The organism is Streptomyces sp. ASQP_92 (assembly GCF_025399895.1).
Classification (GTDB): domain Bacteria; phylum Actinomycetota; class Actinomycetes; order Streptomycetales; family Streptomycetaceae; genus Streptomyces.
Genome location: NZ_JAODUA010000010.1, coordinates 205,705 through 222,317, shown reverse-complemented (window position 1 = coordinate 222,317; position 16,613 = coordinate 205,705). Strand labels below are relative to the sequence as shown.

The following is a 16,613-nucleotide window of genomic DNA, read 5'->3' as shown; positions in this document are numbered from 1 at the left end:
GGCGTCAGCCCCGCGCCGGCTGCCCGGAGAACAGATTGAGGCGATGGGCCAGCGCCGCCGCCTCGCCCCGGCCCGAAACCCCCAGCTTGGCCAGGATGTTGGAGACGTGCACGCTCGCCGTCTTCGGCGAGATGTAGAGCTCCTCGGCGATCTGCCGGTTGCTGTGACCGGCCGCGACCAGGCGCAGCACGTCCTGTTCGCGGCTTGTGAGACCGAGCGCCTCCGCCGGTTCGGCCTGCTCCTCGGGCCCGGCCGGGTCCGGGGCGGTCAGCGACAGGCGGGCCCGGCGGGCCAGCAGCTCCAGTTGCTCGCGCAGCGGTCGGGCGCCCAGGCGTTCGGACTCGGCGTGCGCCTGGCGCAGCAGCGCCGCGACCGTCTCCCGGTCCCCGCCCTCGGCCAGCTGGGCCGCGGCCCAGCGGTGACAGGCCAGGGCCAGGTCGTAGGGGCGCTGTGCGGGCCGCAGCGCCTGGGTGACGGCTTCCCAGCGGGCCGCCGCGTCGCGGTCCTCCGCGCGCTCCAGTTCGGCGGCGACGACCAGGGCGAACGCCTCGCACCAGGGAACGCCGGTGGGAAGCCTCTTGGCGGCCGTACGGATGAGGTCGAGGGCGGCGGCCCTGCCCGGCCGGGCCGAGGGGAGCCCGCGCACATCGGCCTCCATCGCCGCGGCCGCGGCCAGCAGCGGCCAGCCGTAGCGCTGGGTGCCGGGCGGGAAGCCGGGCTCCACGGCGCGGGCCAGCTCGGCGCGGGCTTCGTCGATGCGGCCCTGTGCGGCCGCGACGCCGAGCCCGATCCGGGCGAGCGGGATGGCGTGCTGGGCCATCGGGTCGTACTTGCCGAACGCGGCGTGGGCGTCGTCGAGCGAGGTCCTCGCCGCCTCCAACTCGCCGCGCAGCAACGCGATGTCGGCCTGGCGCATGAGGGCGTTGCCGAGCGGTTTGGTGCTCACGGCGGTGCGCTGGACCCGCTCGACGCAGTCGGCGGCCTCCTCCCAGCGGCCGAGGTTGAACAGGGACTCGGCGCGGTTGGCCTGCACCCAGGCCTCGTTGTCCAGCAGGCCGTACTTCTGGGCCAGGCGCACCCCGTCGTCCGCGACGCGTACGGCTTCCACCGAGCGGCCGACGGCCTCCAGGCCGGAGCAGAGGTTCACATGGCCCCGCGTCGCCTCGCCGACCAGGCCTATCTCCAGGGAGCGGTCGATGACCGCCCGCATCGTGGCGATGCCCTCCTCGACCGAGCCGGAGTCGACCATCAGGCTGCCCAGGGTGAGCTTGACGTTGAGCTCGATCTCCTCGGTGCGCACCAACCGGGCGTACTCCACGGCCTGTTCGGCCGCCACCAGGGATTCGGGTCCCGGCTTGTGGAGCATCCGCCAGCCGGCCGCGGTCGCGAGGACCTCGGCGTGCACGGCGGACGGCGCGAGGCCGCGCACCAGGTCCTGGGCGGTGGCGAGCTCGGTCCAGCCGTCGCCGCGCCCCAGGTTCTGCACCAGGCGGGAGCGCTGGATCCAGAACCAGGCGGCGCGCAGCGGGTCGCTCCCCGAGGGCTGGGCGCTCTCGGCGTCGATGAGCCGCAGCGCTTTCCTGGTGAGCTTGAGGGCGCGTTCCCGCTCGCCGCAGAGCCGGGCCGCCTCGACGGACTCGGCCAGCAGGTCGAGGTAGCGCAGCGACGCCGGGTTCTCGGGGGCGCAGCCGCAGGCCGGGTAGGAGCCCGCGTGATCGAGGGGTCTGAGCCCCTGGCGTATCTCCTCGGGCACGGTGTCCCACAGCTCCATCGCCCGTGACAGGAGCCGCAGTTGCTCGGCGTAGGCGTGCCGGCGGCGGGCCTCGACGGCGGCGCGCAGCACCACGGGCAGCGCCTTGGCCGCGTCGTGCGCGTGGTACCAGTAGGTGGCGAGCCGGGTGGTCTGCTCGTCCGGCCTGACCAGCGCCGGGTCGGCTTCCAGGGCTTCGGCGTAGCGGCGGTTCAGGCGCGAGGACTCGCCGGGCAGCAGGTCGTCGCTGACGGCCTCGCGGACCAGGGAGTGGCGGAAGCGGTAGCCGTCGCCGTCCGCGGCGGGCAGCAGGATGTTCGCGCCGACGGCGGCCCGCAGCGCCTCGATGAGCTTGTCCTCGCTGAGCCGGGCGACCGCGGCGAGCAGGGGGTACTCGACCGTGGAGCCGCCCTCGGCGGCGATGCGCACCACGCGCTGGGCGTCCTCGGGCAGGCCCTCGACCCGGACAAGGAGCAGATCGCGCAGCGAGTCGCTGAGATCGGGGCAGGTGCCGTCCGGGTCGCGGCCGACGACCAGTTCCTCGACGAAGAAGGCGTTGCCGTCGGACCGCTCGAAGATCTCGTCCACCAGGCGCTGTTCGGGTTCGGCGGCGAGGATTCCGGTGAGCTGGTGGTGGACCTCGGCCCGGGTGAAGCGGGGAAGTTCGATGCGCCGCACGCTGCGCAGCCGGTCGAGCTCGGCGAGCAGGGGGCGCAGCGGGTGGCGGCGGTGGATGTCGTCGGCGCGGTAGGTGGCGACCACGACCAGGCGGCCGCGCCGCAGGGTGCGGAAGAGATAGGCGAGCAGATGGCGGGTGGAGGCGTCCGCCCAGTGCAGGTCTTCGAGGACGAGGACGACGGTGCGCTCCGCGGCGATCCGCTCCAGCATCCGCACGGTGAGCTCGAACAGGCGCGCCGTGCCGTCTTCGCGAGAGGTGGCGGGGCTCGTCCTGGCGAGCTCGGGAAGGAGCAGGGCCAGCTCCTCCTGCTGGCCGTCGGCCGCGGCCGCCAGCTCGTCGGGCAGCTGTCGGCGCAGCGCGCGCAGCGCGGCCGAGAAGGGCGCGAACGGCAGCCCGTCGGCGCCGACTTCGACACAGCCGCCGACGGCGATCACCGCGCCGGACCGGCGGGCGGCGTCGGTGAACTCCTCGACGAGCCGGCTCTTGCCGACGCCCGCCTCGCCGCCGACGAGCAGCGCCTGTGGCTCTCCCCCGGCGGCCGCGGCGCGGGCGAGAGCCTCGTTCAATGTCCGCAACTCGGCGGCGCGGCCGACGAACACGGGACTGACTGACCTGGTCTCCACGCTGGTGAGCATCGCACAGGCCTGTGACAACGCGCTGCCGGACGGTCCGTCCCCGGCTGGGGAGGCGGCCCCGGAGGAGGTCGGGGCCACGGCCGGGGACGGGGTCCGGTCGGTGGGGGTGGGGCGAGGCGGGATGGTGTCGGGACGGGTCGGGATGGTCGTCATCGCGGCGGCCGGGTGGTATCGGGGCGGGGCGGGGTGGTGGTCATCGCGGGCGGCCGGGCGTCAGGCGGCCCGTACGAACCGGTTCCTCGGTGAACTCACCGGCCCCTCCGGCCCGTTGTCGCCACTGCGGCGGCCGAAGCGGCGGGCCGCCCGGCGGGCCTGGCCGACCAGGCGCTCCCGGTCGGCGCGGCGCAGCAGCTCGGCCTCGTGGGTCTTGTGCATCTCGTAGTCGAACATCTCGGCACTCCTTGGGTGTGGCCCCGGTCGAGGCGCTTCGCTTCGGCCCGGTGTTCCGGGCCCCTTGCGATGCCTCAACTCTCGTCTCCCAGGGGCCTCCCGCGCATGGGGAGAGTGCCGCATCTGTAAGGAGGCGGTGCCTTAGGCGGTCCGCATGGTGGACCGCGGCCGCCTAAGGCGGGGGTGTCGACGCCTTAGGCGGGCGCCGGGTGCCTCAGCCCTTGGTGCTGGGCAGCGCCGCGAAGAGGTCGAGGTACATGCCGGCCGAGATCAGCAGGCCGATGACGCCGAGGACCACTCCGGCCAGGGCGACGGCCCTGACCCACCCGGGCTGCTCGGAACGGCCCGGCGTCCCGAAGGCGGGCCGGGCGAGCACGACCGCGCCGACGACCAGGGCGAGCAGCGCGAAGACGCCGTTGACCAGGGCGGTGGTGTGCCAGGAGTTGCCGTAGATCTGCTGGATCTGCTCGGCCGCGGTACCGCCCTGGGAGGTCTTGATCTGGCCGATCAGGGTGGCCCGTTCGGAGAGCGTCTTGCCCATCCAGGTGCCGCTCAGCGACACCGCGCCGAGCGCGCCCGAGACGACGGCCGCGGCGCCCGCGCCGAACCCGGCCCGGGCGGGGGCGGCCTCCGCGTCGAGTCCGTCCTCGTCGTCGCGCGGGTCCCGGTCCTCCAGGCCGTCGTCGAGCGGGGCGTCCTCGATGTCGGGGGCCTCGGGGGTGTCGACGACGGGCTCGGTGGTCACTGCCCCCTGCGTGGACGCGCGCTCGGTGGAGGCGTCCTTGGGCGCGGTCTCGGCGTCGGTCTTCGCGTCGGTCTTCGCGTCGGTCTTCGGCGTGGCGGGGGTGGCGTTCATGCCGGGCACGCTAGGTGCCGTTTCTGAGAGCCCGCTGAGAGCTTCCTTAACGCCCCGCCCGCACTGCCCGCCGCCCGCCCGCCCCGTTCGCGCGCCGCTCGCCCGCACTGTCCGACGCCCGCCCGCCCCGTTCGCGCCGCTCGCCCGCACTGTCCACGCGCTCAGCGCGCCGCCCGCGCCGCCCGTGCCGCCCGCCACTCGTCGGCCAGCACGGCCCAGATCTCGCTGTCGTGGCGCACCCCTCGGTAGAGGTAGCTCTCGCGGCGCACCCCGTCCCGGGTCATGCCGAGCCGCTTGGCGACGTTGATGCTGGGGGTGTTCTCGGCGGAGGCCACCCACTCGACGCGGTGCATGCCGCGCACGTCCACGGCCCAGTCGATCAGCACGGAGATCGCGCGGGTGATCAGGCCGCGTCCGACCGCCGCCGGCTCCAGCCAGCAGCCGACCTCACAGGTGCCCTGCGCCGCTTCGAAGATCCGGAACAGCACGCCGCCGACCAGGGTGCCGTCGAGCCAGATGCCGTACAGGCGCCCGGTGTCGGCTGCCGTCTTGTCCGCGTAGCCCTGGAGGTAGGCGCGGGCCGAGACCGGGTCGGTGACGAAGTCGGGCAGCGCGATATGGGTGCCGATGAACTCCCGCCCCCGGTCCATGTGGGTGAGGAATTCCCCGGCCTGCCACGGCTCCAGGGGGCGGAGCTCCGCCCCGTCGTCGCCCAGTGATACTGCGAACATCCCCGCTCCTTTGGCTGCTGCGTACGCGTGCCCGCTACGGCACGAGGTGGTCGGCCCGCTCGGCCGCCGACGGCTCCGGAATCCTCGCACGGGGACCCGCGGGCGCCTCGATGCCGATCCTGGGCAGCCATCGCTCCAGGCGGGCGGGCAGCCACCAGTTGGCGCCGCCGAGCAGATGCATGAGGGCGGGCACGAGCAGGGTGCGCAGGACGAACGCGTCGAGGGCGACGGCCGCCGCGAGGCCGATGCCGAACATGGCGATCACCCGGTCCCCGCTGAGCACGAACGCGAGGAAGACCGAAATCATGATCACGGCCGCGGAGTTGATCACGCGGCTGGTCTCGGCGAGGCCCACCCGCACCGCCCGCCGGTTGTCGCCGGTCTCCAGCCACTCCTCGTACATGCGACTGACCAGGAACACCTGGTAGTCCATGGACAGACCGAAGAGCACCGAGACCATGATCACGGGCAGGAACGGTTCGATCGGTCCGGACCGGCCGAGCCCCAGGAGCTCGCTGCCCCAGCCCCACTGGAAGACGGCGACGACGATGCCGAACGCGGAGGCCACCGCCATCACGTTCATCACGGCGGCCTTGAGCGGGATGCCGATCGAGCGGAAGGCGAGCAGCAGCAGGAGGCAGCCCAAAGTGATCACCACGCCGACGAACAGCGGGAGTTTCCCGACGATGACCGCCGCGAAGTCGTCGTAACTCGCGGTCACCCCGCCGACGTGCGCCGTCAGGGAGCTGCCCCGCTCGGCCGCCGGCAGCACGTCGTGCCGCAGCCGGTCGACGAGGTCGCTGGTGTCGCGCGACTGGGGCGCGGAGTCCGGCACGACGGTCAGGACGGCGGTGCTGCCACTGCCGTTGTACGTCACCGGGCTCACCCAGGCGACGCCGCCGGTGGCGCGCAGCACGTCGGGCAGCCGGTCCATGGCGAGCCGGTCGGTGGGGCCCTGGAGTTCGGCGACCACGGTCAACGGCCCGTTGACGCCCGCTCCGAAGCCCTCCGCGAGGAGGTCATAGGCCTGCCGCGTGGTCGATTTCGCGGGGTTGTTGCCCTGGTCGGAGGTGCCGAGGTGCAGGGAGAGCGCGGGCAGCGCGAGGACGAGCATCACGCCGGCCGCGGCCGTGCCGAGCAGCTTGGGGTGGCGCTCCACGAACGCGGACCAGCGGGCGGCGAACCCGGCGGGCGGCTCGGGCCGCGGCCCGTGAGCGGCGAGGCTTCGGCGCTCGCGGCGGCTCAGCGCGCGCATCCCGATGTACGAGAGCAGCGCGGGCAGCAGGGTGACGGAGGCGGCGACGGTCAGGACGACGGTGAGGCAGGCCGCGACGGCGACGCCGTTGAGGAAGCTCAGGCGCAGCACCAGCATGCCGAGCAGCGCGATGCACACGGTCGCCCCGGCGAAGACGACGGCGCGTCCGGTGGTGGCGACCGCGGCGCGGGCCGCCTCGTCGACGCCCAGTCCCCCGCGCAGTCCGCGCCGGTGCCGGACCACGATGAACAGGGCGTAGTCGATGCCGACGCCGAGCCCGATGAGCACGCCGAGCATGGGCGCGAAGTCGGCGACGGTCAGGACGTGGCCGAGCAGGGAGATGCCCGCGTACGCGGTGCCGACGCCGATCAGGGCGGTCGCGATGGGCAGCAGACTCGCGGCGAACGAGCCGAAGGCGAGGAACAGGACGAGGGCCGCGACCACCACGCCGACGACCTCGCTGAGGTGCGCGGAGGGTGCTTCGGTGAGCCCGACCGCGCTGCCGCCCAGAGCGATGTCGAGGGAGGTGGAGCGGGCGGCGCCCACCGTGTCGACGACCGCGCGGACCTGGGCCCCGGGAATGTCGTCGGCCTGCTCCGCGAAGGTGACCGCCGCGTACGCGGTACGCCCGTCGGCGCTGATGCGCGCCGCGCCCTCGGCGCCGTAGGGGCCGGACACCCAGGCGACGCCGGGCAGTTCGGCCACCTGCCCGAGGGTGCGTTCCATCGTCTGTCGTACGCCGGGGTCACGGACCGAACCGGACGCGGTGTGCCAGACGATCGTGTCGGTGTCGCCGCCCCGGCCGTGGAACGCGGCGTCCAGCAGGGCGCTCGCCCGGCCGGACTCGGTGCCGGGGACCTCGTAGTCGTTGGAGAACGCGGACCCGGCCACCGCGGCGCCGGCCGTGGTGGCACCGAGCGCGAGGAGCCAGAGCAGTACGGCGACGAGGCGGTGCCTGACGCACCAGCGCGCGAGGGCGGCCAACAGAGTGCTCCCGGATGACTTGTGGCTCTTCTACCGGGAACAGCCCGCACAGAGTGGAGACGCGCGCGATCCGCGCGTCAGCCACTCTGGCAGCCAATAGTGATCGTTTGTCCCTTTCGTGGCCTTACTCACAGGCCGTGTCGGGGGTGCCCCGCTCGCCGGGGTCAGCCGGAGACGCTCGGGCGGCCGTTCTCGATGTGGCCCATCAACCGCCTGCGGAAGCCGGCGCCGTCGTCCGCGGTCACTTCGAGGTCGTACCAGCCGTGCGCGTCGGCGGCGGAGTGCACCACGGTGCGGCTGCGTCCCGGCTTGACCGTGACGGTCCGCCTCCAGTCGCGCACATCGGCCTCGTCGGCGTAGCCGAGCGGCCGCACGACGAACGTGACGGGCCGACGGCCCCGGTTGCGCAGCGTCAGATGCACATCGCGGTCGTGGTGGTCGAGGTAGGTGGTCACCTCGGCGGCGTCGGTGGCCCCGGCGCCCTCGAACTCGCGCCGGAACCCGTTCGGCCCGGTGATCGTGAACCTGTAGGCGCCGCCAGTGCCACCAGTAAGGGGCACACTCCATTGCGCCTTGCCCCTTACGTCCTTGTGCTGCGGCCCGGCGAACTCCTTGGCGTACGGATAGAGCGCGAAGTGGGCGCTGGCTGGGCCGGTGTTGCTGAGCTGCACCTGGAGCGCGCCGTCCACCACCTTCGCGTGCGCGTCCGGCCGGTAGGGCAGCGGCCGGGCGGGCCGGGTGCCCTCCTCCTGGACGGGCATGCGCTGCTGGGCGGGCGGCTCGGGCCGCCAGCGGCCGCTCAGCGGCGGGATGGGCCCCGGCCGGGCGACCGCGGGCTGCGGCCTGCCGCGCTTGAAGTCGAAGGCGGAGGTCAGATCGCCGGCCACGGTGCGCCGCCAGGCGCTGATGTTGGGCTCGCGCACCCCGGTCCAGCGCTCCAGGAAGCGGATCACGGAGGTGTGGTCGAAGACCTCGGAGCAGACGTAGCCGCCGACGCTCCACGGCGAGACGACCAGCATCGGCACCCGCGCGCCGAGCCCGGTGGGCTTGCCCTGCCACTGCTCGTCGGTCACCTCGGGGGGCGCGACGGGCGGCGGGACGTGGTCGAAGAAGCCGTCGTTCTCGTCGTAGTTGATGAGGACGACGGTGTGCCGCCAGACGTCGGGGTGCTTGCCGAGCGCGTCCAGCACCTTGTAGACGATGGTGGCGCTGTGCACGGGCGAGGAGACGCTGGGGTGCTCGGAGTCGAGCGCGGAGGGCACCAGATAGGAGACCTCGGGCAGCGTACCGGCGGCTACGTCCTTGCCGAAGGCGTCGGCCAGCGTGCCGGTCGGGACCCGCCTCAACCCCCGCTCGAACAGGCTGCGTTCGGCCTTGGTGAGCGTGGCCACGCCCTGATCGAGCAGGCCGAGGAGCCTCTGACGCTCGGCGTTGTCGGTGGTGTCGCGTACAGCGGAGTAGAAGGACTCCATGAAGGTGTGGCCGCCGGTCTTGGCCAGGGCCTTGCGCGCGATCGCCTTGAAGGTGGTGAAGAACTCGATCTGGTTGTCGGTGAAGTTCTCCCACTCGGTGTACGTCTTCCAGCTCCGCCCGGCCTTCTCCAGCCGCTCGGCGTAGGTCCCCCAGTCGTACCCGGGGTGGGTGCCCTCGTCGTACGCGTCGTTGCCGACGGCCCGCTGCCCGTTCGGCTCGAAGCCCGTCTTCCCGCTCCACAGGTGGTTGCGGTTGGGGCTGGTGGAGCTGTGGATGGAGGAGTGGTAGGCGTCGCAGACGGTGAAGGTGTCGGCGAGCTCGTAGTGCAGCGGGATGTCCTGCCGGTCGTAGTACGCCATCGTCGCCGAGGTCTTGGCGGACACCCAGTTGTCCATCCAACCGCCGTTCCAGGCCTTGGCGCCGCCGCTCCAGGAGTGGTCGAGGGCGCCTATGTACTGGAGGTCCTTGTGCTGGGCCGCGGCGGCCCCGCGCACGGGGAAGGGCAGGACGGTGCTGCCGAGCGGCCCCGGCTGCTCGAACACCGGCTTCTTGCCGGGGAGTTGGAGGGCGTTGCGGTCGCCGAAGCCGCGCACACCGCGCAGCGTGCCGAAGTAGTGGTCGAAGGACCGGTTCTCCTGCATGAGGATCACGACGTGCTTGACCGCGCTCAGCCCTCCGGCCGGCGGTCCTGCGGCCATCGCCGACTGCAACGACGGCGGCAGCAACGAGCCGGCCGCGGCGGCGCCGAGGGCGCCTCCGCCCAGCGCGAAGAGTCGTCGCCGTGAAATCCCGCCGTCTGCGTTGTCCGTGGGCAAGTGGGCCTCCCGGGCCGTGTGAAAGGTTTCGGGGAACGCTAGCGACCCGGGGTGTCCACGAGAAGGCCCCGCCCCGGCCCCGGGATGAACGCCGCCGGTTCCCACCCCCAACGCCCCGCCCCTGCGGCCCGCCCCCTTTTTGCGCAGTTCCCCGCGCCCCCAACTCCTCTTGCTCCTGCGACCGTGCGTGGCTGGTCGCGCAGTTCCCCGCGCCCCTAACCCCGCCCGGCACGGCGGCCCCCCTTTTTTGCGCAGTTCCCCGCGCCCCCAACTCCTCCCGTTCCTGCGGACCGTGCCGGCAAAATGCCTTCTCATCTGCGGACCGTGCGTGGCTGGTCGCGCAGTTCCCCGCGCCCCTAAAGGCCCTTGGGCCCGCGGGTCGAAGTCGCTTGTCGCGCCCAGGCGGCGGAGCCGCATATATGGCACAGCCCCTCGCCCCTAAAGGCCCCTCGGCCCGCGGGTCGAAGTCGCTTGTCGCGCCCGCGCGGCGGAGCCGCATGTATGGGACAGCCCCGCGGCCCTTGACGACTCGGTGCGGGGGCACCTTCAGCCTGTCATGGGGGTCCCCCCTGGCCCTTAAGGCCTTGGGGGAGTTTGAGGACGAGCGCCGTTCAGGCGCGTTACGGGGTCTGAGTCGGAGCCCCAGGAAACGGTCGGCACCCCCACACCCCCGGAGGGTCTCGGGAAGGGGCGGGGTGGGGATCACAAAAGGGCGGCCACCCCGGTCAACTCACCGGTGGCAGCCGCCCCTTCACGGGATCGAAGGGCTAGCCCTCGACGCCCAGCCGCTCCAGGATGAGCTCCTTGACGCGGGCCGCGTCCGCCTGACCGCGCGTGGTCTTCATGACCGCGCCGACCAGCGCGCCAACGGCCTGCACCTTGCCGCCCCGGATCTTGTCCGCGATCGCCGCGTTGCCCGCGATGGCCTCGTCCACGGCCGCACCGAGCGCGCCCTCGTCCGAGACGACCTTCAGACCGCGCTTCTCGACGACCGTGTCCGGGTCGCCCTCACCCGCGAGGACACCCTCGATGACCTGGCGCGCCAGCTTGTCGTTGAGGTCGCCCGCGGCGACGAGCGCCGCGACCCGGGCGACCTGCTCCGGGGTGACGGGCAGCTCGTCGAGCGCGACGCCCCGCTCGTTGGCGTTGCGGGCGAGCTCGCCCATCCACCACTTGCGGGCCGCGGCCGCGTCCGCCCCGGCCGCGATCGTCGCGACGATCGGGTCGACCGCGCCGGCGTTGAGCATCGACTGCATGTCGTGCTCGGTGACGCTCCACTCCTCACGGAGCCGGTTGCGGCGCACCCGGGGCATCTCGGGGAGCCCCGCACGCAGTTCCTCGACCCACGCGCGCGCGGGAGCCACCGGCACCAGGTCCGGCTCGGGGAAGTAGCGGTAGTCCTCGGCGTTGTCCTTGATACGGCCCGAGGTGGTGGACCCGTCCTCCTCGTGGAAGTGACGGGTCTCCTGCACGATCGTGCCGCCCGACGACAGCACGGCCGCGTGCCGCTGGATCTCGAAGCGTGCCGCCCGCTCCACGGAGCGCAGCGAGTTGACGTTCTTGGTCTCCGAGCGGGTGCCGAACTTCTCGACGCCGTGCGGGCGAAGCGACAGGTTCACGTCGCAGCGCATCTGGCCCTTGTCCATGCGGGCCTCGGAGACGTCGAGCGCCTTGATGACCTCGCGGAGCTCGGCCACGTACGCCTTGGCGACCTCGGGGGCCCGCTCGCCCGCGCCCTCGATCGGCTTGGTGACGATCTCGATGAGCGGGATGCCCGCGCGGTTGTAGTCCAGGAGCGAGTGCGAGGCGCCGTGGATGCGGCCGGTCGCGCCACCGACGTGGGTGGACTTGCCGGTGTCCTCCTCCATGTGGGCGCGCTCGATCTCCACGCGGAAGATCTCGCCGTCCTCCAGCTGGACGTCCAGATAGCCGTTGAAGGCGATCGGCTCGTCGTACTGCGAGGTCTGGAAGTTCTTCGGCATGTCCGGATAGAAGTAGTTCTTCCGGGCGAACCGGCACCACTCGGCGATCTCGCAGTTCAGCGCGAGACCGATCTTGACGGCCGACTCGACGCCGATCGCGTTGACGACCGGCAGCGAGCCGGGCAGGCCGAGGCAGGTGGGGCAGGTCTGCGAGTTGGGCTCGGCACCCAGCTCGGTGGAGCAGCCGCAGAACATCTTGGTTTTGGTGCCGAGTTCGACATGGACCTCAAGGCCCATGACGGGGTCGTACGACGCGAGGGCGTCCTCGTACGAGACCAGATCAGTGACGGTCACGGTGAAAAACTTCCCTCTCAGCCCAACAGGACGTCGTCGTCACCGATGCGCTTGAGCTCGCGCAGCAGGATGGCGACACCGGTGGCGATGGCGGCGGCGGAGACGACGGCGTCGATCAGCTTCAGCGTGTCGTTCTCGGTGCGGGCCTTCTTGGCCTGCTTGACGACGCTGATGGCACCGAAGGCGGTGGTGCCGATGGACAGGTACGTGCCGGCCTTGGACTTCTTGAATCCCTTGGCCTTGGTCAGTGCACTCACAGCGACGGAGCCTCCTCGAGCAGCGGGTGTCCCCACTTTTCCACGAAGGCGGCCTCGACGGCGGCGCCGACCTTGTACAGACGGTCGTCCTTCATGGCGGGGGCGATGATCTGGAGCCCGACCGGGAGGCCGTCCTCCGGCGCGAGACCGCAGGGCAGCGACATGGCGGCGTTGCCCGCCATGTTGGTCGGGATGGTGCACAGGTCGGCGAGGTACATCGCCATCGGGTCGTCGGCGCGCTCGCCGATCGGGAAGGCGGTGGTGGGCGTGGTCGGCGAGACGATCACGTCGACCTGCTCGAAGGCCTTCTCGAAGTCCCGGGTGATCAGCGTGCGGACCTTCTGGGCCGAGCCGTAGTACGCGTCGTAGTAGCCGGAGCTCAGCGCGTACGTACCGAGGATGATGCGGCGCTTGACCTCGTCGCCGAAGCCGGCCTCGCGGGTCAGCGCGGTGACGTCCTCGGCGGACTTCGTGCCGTCGTCGCCGACCCGCAGGCCGTAGCGCATGGCGTCGAAGCGGGCCAGGTTGGAGGAGCACTCGGACGGCGCGATCAGGTAGTACGCCGACAGGGCCAGGTCGAAGGACGGGCAGTCCAGCTCGACGATCTCGGCGCCGAGGGACTTCAGCAGTTCGACCGACTCGTTGAACCGCTGGACGACGCCGGCCTGGTAGCCCTCGCCGGAGAACTGCTTGACGACGCCGACGCGCATGCCCGAGACGCTGCCGTTGCGGGCGGCCTCGACGACCGGCGGGACCGGGGCGTCGATGGACGTGGAGTCGAGCGGGTCGTGCCCGGCGATGACCTCGTGGAGCAGCGCCGCGTCCAGGACCGTACGGGCGCAGGGGCCGCCCTGGTCGAGGCTGCTGCTGAACGCCACCATGCCGTAGCGGGAGACCGCGCCGTAGGTCGGCTTGACGCCGACGGTGCCGGTGACGGCGGCGGGCTGGCGGATGGAGCCGCCGGTGTCCGTGCCGATGGCGAGCGGGGCCTCGTAGGAGGCGAGGGCCGCGCTCGACCCACCGCCGGAGCCGCCCGGGATCCGGGTCAGGTCCCACGGGTTGCCGGTCGGCCCGTACGCGCTGTTCTCCGTCGACGACCCCATGGCGAACTCGTCCATGTTGGTCTTGCCGAGGATGACGACGTCGGCGTCCTTGAGGCGCTTGGTGAGCGTCGCGTCGTACGGCGGGATCCAGCCTTCGAGGATCTTCGAGCCGACGGTGGTCGGGATGCCCTCGGTGGTGAAGATGTCCTTCAGGGCCAGGGGCACGCCGGCCAGCGGGCCGAGCTTCTCGCCGGCCGCACGCTTGGCGTCGACGGCGCGGGCCTGCGCGAGCGCGCCCTCGCGGTCGACGTGCAGGAAGGCGTGGACCTTCTCGTCGACGGCCTCGATGCGCGCCAGGTGGGCCTCGGTGACCTCGACGGCGGTGAGTTCGCCGGACGCGATCTTCGCGGCGATCTCGGCCGCGGTGAGCTTGATGATGTCCGTCATGGTGATTAGTCCTCCCCCAGGATCTGCGGCACCTTGAAACGCTGCTGCTCCTGGGCCGGGGCGCCGGAGAGCGCCTGCGCGGGGGTGAGCGACGGACGGACCTCGTCCGCGCGCATGACATTGGTCAGCGGCAGCGGGTGGGAGGTCGGGGGTACGTCTTGGTCGGCGACCTCGGAGACGCGGGCGACCGCGCCGATGATGTCGTCGAGCTGTCCGGCGAAGTGGTCGAGCTCTTCGCCCTTCAGCTCCAGACGCGCCAGCCGGGCGAGGTGGGCGACCTCCTCGCGCGTAATGCCAGGCATGCAGCGATCCTCAGGGGTGAGTGAGTGTGGTGTGGCCCCAATCCTATGGGGCGGTGCCCCCACACCACGAAACGGATATCCCCGACCCTCTCAACCCTGGGCACTCCGCCCGCCTCTCGCGCGGTTCCCCGCGCCCCCACAACCCGCCTCTCGCCGCAGACCGTACGGGGCCGATCGCGCAGTTCCCCGCGCCCCTAGATGCCCCTTCGTCCGCGGGCCTCGGTCGCTCCTCGCGCAGTTCCCCGCGCCCCCAAAAGCCCCTCCGTCCGCGGACCGTGCGGGGTTGATCGCGCAGTTCCCCGCGCCCCTGAAACCCGCTTTCGTCTGCGGGCCGTGCGTGGCTGGTCGCGCAGTTCCCCGCGCCCCTTAGCGGCACTGGTGCGGGCCCGCAGCGGGGCATTTCAGCCTGTCCGGCGTTTGAGGACGAGCGCCGTTCAGGCGCGATGCGGGGTCTGGGGCGGAGCCCCAGGGGGTTATTGGACGGGCTGGCCCGAGGTGCGGGCCGCTTCGGCCTGGGCGCGGGCGGCCGCCGCCGCGATCTCGGCGGGCCGGTGCCACCCGGAGTCGCCACGGGCGAGCAGCCAGGCCGTCGCCTCCGCCGGCGGCATCGCGGCGGCCACCAACCACCCCTGCACCGCATCGCAGCCGAGGTCCCGCAGCCGCTCCCACGTCTCGTCGTCCTCGACCCCCTCCGCGACCACGAGCAGCCCGAGCGAGTGGGCGAGGTCGACGGTGCAGCGGACGATCTCCGCGTCCTCGGTGTCGATGGCGAGCCGCGCGACGAACGAGCGGTCGATCTTCAGCTCGCTGACCGGCAGCCGCCTGAGGTGGACCAGCGAGGAGTACCCCGTACCGAAGTCGTCGAGGGACATCTTGACGCCGTGGGCGGTGAGACCGGCGAGGGTGTCGGCGGCCCGCTGCGGGTCCTCAAGGAGGACGTGTTCGGTTATCTCCAGTTGGAGCGAGCCGGGCGGCACGCCGTGCCGGGCGAGCCGGGCGGCGACGGCTCCCGCGAAGCCCGGGGTGTGGACGTCGCGCGGGGAGACGTTGACGGCGACCGGAACGTCAAGACCCTGGGCGCGCCACCGGGCGACCTGGGCGAGCGCGGTCTCCAGGACGTACTCGGTGAGGTGCGGCATCAGCCCGCTGGACTCGGCGATCGCGATGAACTCGTCGGGAGAGACCCGCCCGCGCTCGGGGTGCACCCAGCGCACCAGGGCTTCGAGCCCCGCCACCCGGCCGTCGAACTGGACCTTCGGCTGGTAGTGCAGCTCCACGTCCCCGGCGTCGAGCGCGCGCCGCAGATCGCCCAACAGGCCGAGCCGGTCAGGGGTGTTGGAGTCGCGCTTGGACTCGTAGACCTCCACGCCCGTACGGTCCCGCTTGGCCTGGTACATCGCGACGTCGGCCCGGCGCAGCAGCCCCTCGGCGTCCAGGGCGTGGTCGGGGAAGAGCGCCACACCCGCGCTGGCCTCCAGGACGAGGGTCAGCCCGTCGAGGTCGAGCGGCGAGGACAGCTCGGCGACCAGGGCGCGGGCGGTGCGCATGACGCTGGTCGCGGAGTCGCAGACGGGCAGCAGCACGGCGAACTCGTCGCCGCCGAGCCTGGCCGCCTCCGCGCCGCGCGGCAGAGCGGTCCGCAGCCGTTCGGCTATCTGGAGGAGGAGGCGGTCTCCGGCGAGGTGGCCGAGGGTGTCGTTGACCGAGCGGAAGCGGTCCAGGTCGATGAGGACGAGGGCCGAGCGGGTGCCGGTGTTCTCCGCCTCCTCCAGGGCCGACCAGGTGCGCTCCAGGAGCCATTGGCGGTTGGGGAGCCCGGTGAGCGGGTCGCGCAGTTGTTCCTCGGCGCGGGCCCGGGCTATCCACAGCGTCGAGTCGAGGGCGACGAGCGGCACCGCGAACAGCGGCAGCACGATGGGCACCGACATGGCGACGACGCAGATGAGCGGGGCGATGCCGAGCAGCGCGACCGCCACGAGACCTTGTCTGAGCAGGGCCGTGCGGGCCACCGTGGGCAGTCCGCCGCGGGGCGCGAGCGCGTACCAGAGCAGGATCCTGGTGATCAGCAGATAGGTGCCGGCGGCGAGGACGATCTCGGGGACGGTGGCGACGCTCCACTGGGTGGGCCACCACGGGTGGGCCACCGCCGGGACGACGTCGAACGCGGCCAGGACCAGGCCGGCGGAGGCTATGCCGAGGACGTCCACGGCGCCGTGCAGCATGCCCTGACGCCAGCGGTTGCGGCGCGCCGCGCCGACCAGGACCACCACCGCGAGGCTGATGAGCGCGGCCGGTAGCCAGCCGTACAGGAGCAGTACGGCGAGGGTGAGGGCGGCGCCGGAGCCGGTGCCGCCCCACCAGCGGTCACGGCCGAGCGCGACGAGGTGGCCGATGATGATGCCGGTGAGGACGGCGAGCGACCAGCCCGTCGTCCCGCCGGGGAACACGGCGTCGCCCTCTTGGACGGCGCGGTAGAGGCCGGTGGCGAGGACCACGCCCGCGAGGCCTGTGACGACGGCCGTCATCCTGGACGAAAAGCCCGTGAACCCGCGCAGCCTCACGGCCGGGGCGGTGCTCTCGGTCGGTTTCATTCCCGTCCCTCTCACAGCCGGCGGTGCCCGTGCACGCGATGGCCCCCATGTCATGCCACCACGACTGGTGTGCCACCCCAAGCGCTCCACATCAGGGGTCAACAGCCGTGCACGACAGGCGCACATCTC

At 72.4% G+C, this 16,613-nt stretch carries 11 protein-coding genes; all 11 read right to left on the bottom strand.

From position 1 onward, the window contains the following. Nucleotides 1-4: 4 nt before the first annotated feature. Nucleotides 5-3,064 (bottom strand): helix-turn-helix transcriptional regulator, encoded by a 3,060-nt coding sequence (locus N4G70_RS22145; protein WP_261714469.1) that lies wholly within the window; start codon nucleotides 3,062-3,064, stop codon nucleotides 5-7. A gap of 213 nt (nucleotides 3,065-3,277) precedes the next feature. After that, complete coding sequence (locus tag N4G70_RS22140; protein WP_261714418.1) at nucleotides 3,278-3,454, bottom strand: hypothetical protein; 177 nt, start codon at nucleotides 3,452-3,454, stop codon at nucleotides 3,278-3,280. Between the two features lie 214 nt (nucleotides 3,455-3,668). Beyond that, complete coding sequence (locus tag N4G70_RS22135; RefSeq protein ID WP_261714417.1) at nucleotides 3,669-4,310, bottom strand: hypothetical protein; 642 nt, start codon at nucleotides 4,308-4,310, stop codon at nucleotides 3,669-3,671. A gap of 161 nt (nucleotides 4,311-4,471) precedes the next feature. Continuing rightward, on the bottom strand, nucleotides 4,472-5,041 hold the full coding sequence (locus N4G70_RS22130; protein ID WP_261714416.1) for a GNAT family N-acetyltransferase: 570 nt from the start codon (nucleotides 5,039-5,041) through the stop codon (nucleotides 4,472-4,474). 34 nt (nucleotides 5,042-5,075) lie between these two features. Further along, nucleotides 5,076-7,280 carry an MMPL family transporter gene (locus N4G70_RS22125; protein ID WP_261714415.1) on the bottom strand — a complete coding sequence of 735 codons (2,205 nt, stop codon included), beginning with the start codon at nucleotides 7,278-7,280 and terminating at the stop codon, nucleotides 5,076-5,078. A gap of 164 nt (nucleotides 7,281-7,444) precedes the next feature. Next, complete coding sequence (locus N4G70_RS22120; RefSeq protein WP_261714468.1) at nucleotides 7,445-9,541, bottom strand: phosphocholine-specific phospholipase C; 2,097 nt, start codon at nucleotides 9,539-9,541, stop codon at nucleotides 7,445-7,447. A gap of 794 nt (nucleotides 9,542-10,335) precedes the next feature. After that, nucleotides 10,336-11,844, bottom strand: a complete 1,509-nt coding sequence (gatB, locus tag N4G70_RS22115) for an Asp-tRNA(Asn)/Glu-tRNA(Gln) amidotransferase subunit GatB (protein ID WP_261714414.1) — start codon at nucleotides 11,842-11,844, stop codon at nucleotides 10,336-10,338. 17 nt (nucleotides 11,845-11,861) lie between these two features. Then, nucleotides 11,862-12,101 carry a hypothetical protein gene (locus N4G70_RS22110; protein WP_120721241.1) on the bottom strand — a complete coding sequence of 80 codons (240 nt, stop codon included), beginning with the start codon at nucleotides 12,099-12,101 and terminating at the stop codon, nucleotides 11,862-11,864. Next, nucleotides 12,098-13,591, bottom strand: a complete 1,494-nt coding sequence (gene gatA, locus N4G70_RS22105; protein ID WP_261714413.1) for an Asp-tRNA(Asn)/Glu-tRNA(Gln) amidotransferase subunit GatA — start codon at nucleotides 13,589-13,591, stop codon at nucleotides 12,098-12,100. Before gatA ends, N4G70_RS22110 begins: the two co-directional genes overlap by 4 nt. Before the next feature lie 5 nt (nucleotides 13,592-13,596). Next, entirely contained in the window at nucleotides 13,597-13,893 is a 297-nt protein-coding gene (gene gatC / locus N4G70_RS22100; RefSeq protein WP_003966094.1) for an Asp-tRNA(Asn)/Glu-tRNA(Gln) amidotransferase subunit GatC, read from the bottom strand. Between the two features lie 473 nt (nucleotides 13,894-14,366). Then, nucleotides 14,367-16,484 carry a bifunctional diguanylate cyclase/phosphodiesterase gene (locus N4G70_RS22095; RefSeq protein ID WP_261714412.1) on the bottom strand — a complete coding sequence of 706 codons (2,118 nt, stop codon included), beginning with the start codon at nucleotides 16,482-16,484 and terminating at the stop codon, nucleotides 14,367-14,369. Between the last annotated feature and the right edge of the window lie 129 nt (nucleotides 16,485-16,613).